11 protein-coding genes are annotated in these 8,489 nt (G+C 60.7%); 1 reads left to right on the top strand and 10 read right to left on the bottom strand.

Translation table 11 applies throughout. The features are described 5' to 3' along the window. The 6 genes from AC1DJT_RS31015 to AC1DJT_RS30990 form a co-directional block, all read right to left on the bottom strand. The coding region (locus AC1DJT_RS31015) for an amino acid ABC transporter ATP-binding protein (protein ID WP_476835561.1) at window positions 1-611 on the bottom strand (611 nt) is incomplete at its 3' end. Window positions 612-658: 47 nt separating this feature from the next. Beyond that, the gene (gene ehuD, locus AC1DJT_RS31010; RefSeq protein WP_441491194.1) at window positions 659-1,318 is read right to left on the bottom strand and encodes an ectoine/hydroxyectoine ABC transporter permease subunit EhuD; all 660 of its coding nucleotides are present in this window, start codon (window positions 1,316-1,318) and stop codon (window positions 659-661) included. Continuing rightward, window positions 1,315-1,980 carry an amino acid ABC transporter permease gene (locus tag AC1DJT_RS31005; protein ID WP_162768001.1) on the bottom strand — a complete coding sequence of 222 codons (666 nt, stop codon included), beginning with the start codon at window positions 1,978-1,980 and terminating at the stop codon, window positions 1,315-1,317. Before AC1DJT_RS31005 ends, ehuD begins: the two co-directional genes overlap by 4 nt. A 24-nt stretch (window positions 1,981-2,004) precedes the next feature. After that, on the bottom strand, window positions 2,005-2,895 hold the full coding sequence (gene ehuB, locus AC1DJT_RS31000; protein WP_441491196.1) for an ectoine/hydroxyectoine ABC transporter substrate-binding protein EhuB: 891 nt from the start codon (window positions 2,893-2,895) through the stop codon (window positions 2,005-2,007). Window positions 2,896-2,922: 27 nt separating this feature from the next. Beyond that, a complete protein-coding gene (ehuB, locus tag AC1DJT_RS30995; RefSeq protein WP_476835560.1) occupies window positions 2,923-3,825 on the bottom strand; it encodes an ectoine/hydroxyectoine ABC transporter substrate-binding protein EhuB in 903 nt (300 codons plus the stop codon). Window positions 3,826-3,852: 27 nt separating this feature from the next. Further along, window positions 3,853-4,230 (bottom strand): RidA family protein, encoded by a 378-nt coding sequence (locus tag AC1DJT_RS30990; protein WP_476835559.1) that lies wholly within the window; start codon window positions 4,228-4,230, stop codon window positions 3,853-3,855. 153 nt (window positions 4,231-4,383) lie between these two features. Here AC1DJT_RS30990 and AC1DJT_RS30985 point away from each other — a divergent pair, with 153 nt between their 5' ends. After that, complete coding sequence (locus AC1DJT_RS30985) at window positions 4,384-5,052, top strand: GntR family transcriptional regulator (RefSeq protein ID WP_441506758.1); 669 nt, start codon at window positions 4,384-4,386, stop codon at window positions 5,050-5,052. 8 nt (window positions 5,053-5,060) lie between these two features. Here the strand turns inward: AC1DJT_RS30985 and AC1DJT_RS30980 are convergent, their stop codons facing one another. The 4 genes from AC1DJT_RS30980 to AC1DJT_RS30965 all read right to left on the bottom strand — a co-directional run. Beyond that, window positions 5,061-5,813: an SDR family oxidoreductase gene (locus AC1DJT_RS30980; protein WP_441506759.1), complete on the bottom strand. Its 753-nt coding sequence runs from the start codon at window positions 5,811-5,813 to the stop codon at window positions 5,061-5,063. Window positions 5,814-5,839: 26 nt separating this feature from the next. After that, a complete protein-coding gene (locus tag AC1DJT_RS30975) occupies window positions 5,840-7,096 on the bottom strand; it encodes a peptidase dimerization domain-containing protein (RefSeq protein ID WP_476835558.1) in 1,257 nt (418 codons plus the stop codon). Between the two features lie 66 nt (window positions 7,097-7,162). Next, window positions 7,163-7,861 carry a GntR family transcriptional regulator gene (locus AC1DJT_RS30970; protein ID WP_441506761.1) on the bottom strand — a complete coding sequence of 233 codons (699 nt, stop codon included), beginning with the start codon at window positions 7,859-7,861 and terminating at the stop codon, window positions 7,163-7,165. A gap of 93 nt (window positions 7,862-7,954) precedes the next feature. Beyond that, window positions 7,955-8,489 (bottom strand): type 2 periplasmic-binding domain-containing protein (locus AC1DJT_RS30965; RefSeq protein WP_476835557.1); only part of this gene is annotated, 535 nt, incomplete at its 5' end.

Genomic DNA, 8,489 nt, shown 5'->3' with positions numbered 1-8,489 from the left:
AGATTATGGACAACCTCGAGGACCTCACCGATGACCTCGGGATCAAGCGCAGACGTGATCTCGTCGAACAACATGATCTGGGGCTTCATGGCCAAGGCCCGCGCGATCGCGACGCGCTGCTGCTGGCCACCTGACAGTTGCGATGGATAGGAGGCGCCTTTTTCGGCCAGGCCGACCCGTTTCAAGAGACTCTCGGCAAGGTCTCGGGCCTCCTGGCGTTGCATTCCGAGCACCTGCACCGGCGCTTCCATGACGTTTTCGAGCGCGGTCATGTGCKGGAACAGGTTGAACTGCTGGAACACCATGCCGATCTTGCCGCGGATCGCTCTGAATTCCCGATCCGGTCGAGCTTTCGCAGATCCTTCGCCGCCGGCCGAAAGGATGTCTCCAAACACCTTGATCTCACCCTCGTTGGGTCGCTCCAAGGTCATCAGAAGACGCAGGATCGTGGTTTTCCCGGAGCCGCTCGGGCCGATCAGCGAGACGCGCTCTGACGGCCTGATCTGCAGGTTCAGATCGTCGATGATCGTGAATGCACCGAACGACTTCGAGACATTCACGAATTCAGCCGCCAGCGGCGTTTGGGAGGCAGTTGCGCTCTGATGGTCCATTCTCAGCACTCGATAAGGAGCAGGAAGCATACAAACGACCTTTGCACTCAGGCCCGGCCGTAAGTCGTTCTCTGCTCCAGGTAACGGACAAGACGTGAAAATGCGAAGCCGATCACGAAGTATATGATGCCGACAAGCGTGAAGGCTTCGAAGTATCGGAACGTTTCACCGGCAAAGTTCAATGCCGCTCCGAGAAGCTCGACCACTGTGATCGTGGCGAGAAGGGACGCATGCTTATACATTGAGATGAGGTAGTTGCCGATTTGCGGCAGGACGATGCGAAAAGCCTGCGGTAGGATTATTCTCGTCCAGGTTTTTACACGCGAGAATTGAAGGGCGATGCAGGCTTCCCACTGCCCGCGGGGGACAGCATCGATGCCAGCCCTGAAGACCTCGGAGATGTAGCTGCTGTAATGCAACCCCAGGCCCAGGATGCCCGTAAACAAGGGGCTGAACGACGGCCCGTAAAGTGGAAGCACATAGAAAAGCAGATACAGCTGAATCAGGAGAGGCGTGCTGCGGACGACGGTGACGAAGCTGTCGATGATCAGGACGGCGACAGGATTGCCGCCACGGCGGGCGACGGCGATCAAGAGCCCGACGGCCAATGCGACAGCCATGCCAGCGGCCGTAGCGTAAAGAGTGACGACAGTCCCTCTGAGCAGTGCCGGGAGGAGTTCCGCMGTGATTTGAGGGCTGAAATTCATGTCGTCGGCACCTTTGGCTTCCACTGACCTCCGGAGTGCCGCTCAAGAGCCTTGTTGAGAGCAACTAGAGGCAAGGCCAGAAGCAGGTAGATCACGAAGATCGACATGTAGATGAGGGTGGGGTGCCCGTAATACTGGACAAGTTGAGCCCCGGAAAACGTCAGCTCCGTGATTGTTATGAGCGAAACCAGCGAGGTGGCCTTCAACAATTCCAGTGCGTAATTCCCAAAGGCAGGAAGCATGACCGGAATGGCCTGGGGGATGATGATCCGCCGGTAGCTCAGGCTGGTGGGCATATTCAGGGCGATGGTGGCGTCGTGCTGTCCGCGGTCAATCGAAAGAATGGCTGAGCGCACAACCTCGGAAATATAAGCCCCGAAATTCAGTGCCAGCACGAGGCATCCTGTCGTGAATGCCTCGAGCCGAATCCCAATGAGAGGGAGCACGAAGAAGAAGTAGAAGATTTGGACCAGCGAGGACGTGTTGCGAAATACCTCGATGTAGATCGCCAGCGGAATGGACAGCCACCGGGTCCGGGCCAGGCGAGCGAGCCCAACCGCGAAGCCCACCAGGAGCGCGCAGGTCCCAGATACCAACGTGAGCAACACGGTTGTGTATGCTCCCCGCAGCAACACCGGACTGATTTCAAGCAGGAGGTTCACGATTCATCCTGGAGCATGCGACGGTCAGTTCTTTGCGGCGCAGAGATCTGCCGTCTTGATCGTGTCAGGTGCGATATCTGCCGCCGTGAAGCCGAACGGCTCCAGCAGTCGCACAATTTCACCCGACTGCTTGGCTCCTTTGAGCCAGGCATTCCAGGCGGCGAGAAGCTCCGGATCCGATTTGCGGAAACCAACTGCCCCATATCCGATGACCGGATTGCCATCCTTGTCGAGGGGCGGCTTCGACATTGCGACATAGGCGAGTTCAGGATGCTTGTCGCCCGCCAGCAAGCCGCGGATGGTGATCGAGGTCTGCATCATGGCGTCGACCCGGCCCGCCTTGATGCCAGACGCCGCGGTGGGCAGATCTGGGAAGATGACGACCTGAGCATCAGGGATGCCGTTGATCCTGGCGTACTCCCGCTCGGTGCCACCGGCGACAACAGCAAGACGGGTGGCGGCATTGCTCTTCACATCATCCAAGCTTGTCAGTTTGGACGGATTGCCGGCCTTTGTAACGAAACCCTGCGTGCTGACCCATTCCGGCTCGCCGAAAGCGATCTGCTGGCAGCGACCGGGCCGGATTTGCATGCCGGCGCCGATGAAATCCAGTCGCTTGGCATCTAGTGCGGGGATGATCGAGACGAACTGCGTGACTACGCCGTCCATCTTGTCTACGCCGATCGACTTGAGAAACGCTCGGACGAGCGTCGGCTCGACCCCTGAAAGCTCTCCCTTGTCGTCGACATAGCCCCACGGGGTGAAATTCGAGAAGCCGACCCGCGCATAGCCTTCGCTCTTGATCGAAGACAGGCTGTCGGCATGGGCAATCGTCGGGAACGACAGCGCAGCGCTGACGATCAGGGCGCTTGCGAGCGCATTCGCGACACGGGCCGTCCGGGACGTGATCTTCATGGTATTCCCCCTTGTCTTGGCGAGCGGTTATTTGCGTTCCGCGCAGGCGTATTCGGCAGTGGTGCCTTCCTTCGGCAACGTCTCCGGCCCGAAGCCGAACGGCTCGATGATCGACGTGACGCGGCCGCTCTTCAGGCCCTTGGCGAGCCAGGTATTCCAGGCCTCACGGAGTGAAATGTCGTCCTTGCGAAAGGCCATGCCGCCGTATCCGATCGATTCATTGCCGGATTCGTCGCGGGGTTGCTCGGACAGGGCGGCGAAATCCAGGCGCGGATCATTCGCCCGCKAAAGCGCTCCGCGGATCGTAACGGTCGACGCCACCACGGCATCAACCCGGCCGGCCTGAAGACCCGCGATTGCCGCTGAAAGATCGGGGAAGAGGAGGCGGCGTTCCTGGGGGATGCCGGCCAGCTCCGAAAAGCGGATCTCGCCGGCGCCCGTCAACAAGCCGATCTTCGCGTCGGCGTGCCTTGCCAGGCTGACGAAGCTCGTCACGCCCTTGGGGTTGCCCTTCTTGACCGCGAAGGCCCRGTTGATCTGATATTCGGGGTCGCCAAAGGACACGATCTTGCAGCGCTCGGGCTGGATCAGCATGCCCGTTGCGACGATATCGAAGCGTTTGGCTACAAGCCCTCCGATCAGCGAACCGAAATCCGTCACGACGGGCTCAAGGGAGGACACGCCCATATCCGCGAAGAAGGCGCGGATGAGTTCGGGAGCCTGCCCGGTGACCCGTCCATCGGGCATCACGTAGCCGTAGGGATTGATATTGGCGAAGCCAATCCGGACTTTGCCCTGAGACTTGATGCGCGCCAGGCTGTCGTCCTGCGGCTGAGACAGCGCTGCTGACGCTCCCACCACCGCCCAGCTCGCCAGCGCGCCGCAAAGGAGCAGGCGCCGCGAGAGATGATCCGAGTTTTTCAATCCCATTGCCGTTGCCCCTCTGATGGATCGCGTTCAAGCGTCGTCGATCACCGCGATGACGTCGATTTCGACCAGGCAATCGCGCGCAAGCATCGCCGCCTGGACACGGGTCCGTACCGGCCGGTCGGTCTTGAAATAACGCGCGTAGACCTCGTTGAATTCGTCGCCGTACCGAACGTCGACGAGATAGGCGTTGACTTTGACGACATCGTCGATCGTCGCGCCTGCCGCATGCAGAGCGGTCTTCATATTCTCGAGGGAAAGTTCCAGCTGGCTCGCGAAATCAGGCGCCCACGTGCCTTTCTCGTCCCAGCCGACCTGCCCGGCGAGGAACACGAGCGTCCCCTTCGCCTTCACGATATCGGAATAATACTTGGCGTGCTGCCCTGGCAKGGTGATTGCTTCACGCATGTGCCTAAGCCTTTGTAAGGAGAGCAAGAGAGCGTCAGACATCACGTCCGATGCAGCTGAGGTGTAACATATTACCTGTAGCCGTCAACATTTTTCTCGACCCGCCGGAGCTCCGTCTCTACAAGCGTCGTGCCGTCACAAGGGCGACTGTCGATGTCCCAGCTACGTCTAAGCCAATTCTCAATTCCGCAGACGGTCAGCCTGCGTGAACGCGTCCGGCAGCTTTTGCTGGCCCAGATCATGTCGGGCGAGTTCGTTCCCGAAGAGATCTATTCGGTCGCACAACTGGCGGCAGGTATCGATGTATCTCCGACGCCCATTCGCGAAGCGGTCCTGGATCTGGCGAGCAAGGATCTCCTCGTCATCCACAAGAACCGCGGATTCTCCGTTCCTGCGACCACACCGGAAGAGCTCGAGGAGCTCCACAAGATCCGGCTCCTGCTCGAGGTTCCCTCCACGGTCGAGGCCGGACTGAAGATGGGGGAGGAGCACGCGCAAGAAACCCGGGCGATCGCCGAGGCCACTGTTCAGGCCGCGCAGTCGAACGACCTGGTCAGCTATGTCGAAGGCGACCGCCGCTTCCACCAGGCCTTCCTGGCCCCGTTGGCCATGCCGCATCTCACCGAGCTCATCATGAACTATCGCGATCGCGCTCGGCTGAGGGGATTGCGGGCCAGATTGGGAAGTCGCGAGATCGTGGCGGCATCGAAGGAACATATCGCGCTCGTCGATGCTGCCCTGGTGAGGGATGAGGCGCTGCTCCACAAGATCATCACCAACCACGTCGAATCCACGAAGACTCGTTGGTCCGAGGCCGGCTGAGGCTCCTCCTATCCCCGACCCACGAATGGCATTTTGGTCGCCATGACCGTCATCGACAGGATATTGGCCTCAAGCGGCAGGTTCGCCATGTGGAGCACTGACTGGGCAACGTGCTCGACATCCATGACAGGCTCGGCCTGGGCGTAGGTGCCTGCTGCCTTGGAGCGCTCGATCATATCACGCGCGATCTCGGTCAACGCGTTGCCGACGTCGATCTGACCGCAGGCGATGTTGTACGGGCGGCCGTCCAGCGCGGTCGTCTTGGTCAAGCCGCTTATCGCGTGTTTTGTGGCGCTGTAGGGAGCCGAGGCTGGCCGCGGAACATGCGCGGACAGCGAGCCGTTGTTGATGATCCGGCCACCCTGAGGCGTCTGGCTCTTCATCAGCCTGAACGCTTCCTGGGTGCAGAGGAACGGGCCGGTGAGATTGGTCGAGACCGTCGTCATCCAATCCTCGTAGGCGATATCCTCGATCGATCCTCCGCGGGTGACGCCAGCATTGTTGAAGAGCACATCAAGCCGGCCAAAGCGCTGTTTGCATTGAGCGAACAGATCCCTCACGGCCTCAGGCCGCGTGACGTCGCACGAGACGCACAAGGCGTTCCCGGGCGACCCGCCGAGATCGGCCGTTTCCTGCAAGGCATCGAGCCTGCGGCCAGTCAGCACCACGTGATAGCCGCTCTTGAGAAACGCTACCGCCGTGGCGCGGCCGATGCCGGATCCGGCGCCCGTAACGAGCGCTACCTTCTGAAGAGATGGCATATCCGCCTCCTTGGCCGATATCGATGTCAGGCGTCGACAGCGCCGGATGTGGTCAAATCGTAGATCGTCAGCGCGATCACTTCGATCGCGGCCATCAGCTCGTCATCCGAGACCGTGGGATCGCCCGCCTCGATCACGACCTTGCCGTGGTCGACGGCGCCGGGGGTGTATGCGACGGCCGCGCTGCCCCAGCCCGCCGTGAAATAGTGAAGTCCAAGATAATGCGACCAGACGATCGAACGGGCCTCACGTCCGGTGACGGCCTTCAGGTTGTCGCTCAGCGCCTTGTGCAAGGGATGCTCAGGCGGCGTGTACGAACTCGAAACAGTGTGGGGGAAGGAGACCTCCATTCGCATTCCGGTCTCGCGCGAAGCGTCAGCGACGAGTTCCCTCAGCGCCGCCATCGCATCGTCCAGCTTCTCCTCGGGATTCATGCGCCGATCGACATAGAGTGCGCATTCGTCCGGGATGAACGTCACGTCCAGGTTGGCCGCGATGCGGCACATGACGATCGTCGGCGTGTTGGCATGCGCCGGAACGATCTCCAGGGGCGTCTTGATCRCCGTAAATTCCTGAGCGAGTTTCCGAACTCTGTCCTGTACCGCCATCATGCCTTCGATGGCATTCACGCCTTCCGTTGGCCGCGAACCATGCGTTGCCTTGCCGAAAGCGGTGATCTTCGCCCAGAAGTGGCCTTTATAGCCGGCCGTGACGATATCCGGGCCGCCCAGGCTGCTGGCCAGAACGACCGGGCTGCGACCCATGCCCTGCTGCACCAGATAGCCCGCGCCGGTCTCCCCGCCGATATAAGCGTCGGGCGTGGCAGAGAGGAAAGCCGATTTGTCGAGCTTCACACCGCTCTTGGCGACGGCCTTGAGCGCCAGAATTTGGGCGATCGAGCCGGCGCGTTCCTTTCGCGGTCCCCAGTAAAGATCGTAGTTGTTGTTCAGATGGATGCCGATCTCGTCGCTTCGACCCGGCAGCATCGCCGTGACAAGCACGCGCGGAGCAGCGCGGTACACCGGCAGATACTCGCGTGAAAGCGACAGATCGCTTCCCCAATGGTCATCGAGATAGCTTTGTGGAATGTCGATCTCTTCGGTGGGAGCAAAGGTGGCGAGCTGCTTCTTCAGATAGGCAACTGTTTCGGGGTAGCCGGTCCCCGTCGTCGCATCGGCCGGAATGGCCGTCATGTCTTTCAGCATCACGAGCGCTTCTGCGCGCAACGCTTTGGCCGCCTCGGCGACCTTAAGTCTATTCTGCTCAGACAAGCTGCTCTCCATGGCCGAGATTGCAAGCCTCCAACGGGCTTTGATCTTAGTAATATGTTACCGGTTACATACTGTAAGTCAACAGCGATCGACGCTCTGTTCCGCGGGAATGCTGGCTGTTCCGGCCCAGAGGCCGCGGGTATGCCGAAGGTGCCGCCCCATGAGCTCCCGGGCTGCCGGGACATCGCCAGCCTCGATGAGATCGATCAGCGCGCGGTGCTCCTTCGCCGAGGACAGCAGTTCGTGCGAGCCTCGCAAGCGCGTCAGGCCGTGGAGGCGTGTCTGATCTCTCAGGGTCGCAACCATCTCCACCAACCGGGAATTGCCCGTCTCTGAGAGCAAGAGCACGTGAAATTGCCGGTCAGCGGTGAGAAACGAGAGAAGGTCGCCCTCGGCTGCCGCTTTCTCGGTCTGCGACGCCAAGTCGACGAGGAGGGCACGTCCGGCGAGCCTGGATTTCTGCGTGAGGCTCACGATTGCCGGCACTTCGAGATAATGCCGACATTCGGCCAGTTCATCGAGGTCGTGGTCATCGATCTCGCGAACCGAAAAGCCTCGATTCCGGACCATGACGATCAGGCGCTCGCCGGCGAGATGGAGCAGGGCTTCCCGCACTGGAGTCGGCGACACCTTGAGCTGTTCGGCAATCTCTCCGATMGAATAGAGGCGGCCGGGCGCAAGCGCGCCAATCAGGATCTGGGTGCGAAGAATCTGGATCGCCTGCTGTCGAAGGCTGACCCCAGACAGGCCTTCGGCAGCGGCATAGGTGAGCGTCATCGAAATCAACCTCACGGGAAGACGAGCCYAGGTATCCCCGTGGCCTCAGGTTTGATGTGCGCCTGCCATTCCCGCGAAATGGCAGGCCCGACCCTATCGGTTCTGGCAGAGCGACTGCGCGGTCACGCTGACCGGGGCGATGTCATTCTCGCCAAGGCCGAATGGCGCCATGATCCTCAGCGCCTCTCCTGATTGCCGGGCCGCGCGYAGCCAGGCGTTCCATGCGCCCAGAAGCTCGGTATCGCCTTGCCGGAAGCCCATGCCTGCATAGGCGGTCACCGACTGGCCCTTTTCATCCACGGGTTGCTGGGAGAGTTCGGCAAACTCGACCTCCGGGCTGTTGATCTTCGACAGAATGTATTTCAGTGCAACGCTGGCACCGGCCGCCGCCTCGACGCGGCCTGCTTGCAGCCCTGCAACCGACTTGTCGAAGTCAGGGAACAGAATCTGCTGATCCCTGGTCACCCCAGCAATGTCAGCGAAACGGATTTGCCCGGCGCCGGTCAGCATTCCCAGCCGGGCGTTCCTGTTGTCAGCCACATCCTTGAAGCTCTTCAGCGCAAGTGGGTTGCCCTTCTTGACGACAAATCCTTGAAGCAACTGCATCTCCGGGTCACCGAAGGCGATC

It is taken from the genome of Allobosea sp. 05T422_2, assembly GCF_056396265.1.
This window is presented reverse-complemented; position numbering and strand designations above follow the sequence as displayed.

Excerpts from the sequence above, each read along its gene's own strand:
- ehuB (WP_441491196.1), bottom strand. The coding sequence starts at position 2,895 with ATGAAGATCACGTCCCGGACGGCCCGTGTCGCGAATGCGCTCGCAAGC.
- AC1DJT_RS30985 (WP_441506758.1), top strand. The coding sequence starts at position 4,384 with ATGTCCCAGCTACGTCTAAGCCAATTCTCAATTCCGCAGACGGTCAGC.
- AC1DJT_RS30980 (WP_441506759.1), bottom strand. The coding sequence starts at position 5,813 with ATGCCATCTCTTCAGAAGGTAGCGCTCGTTACGGGCGCCGGATCCGGC.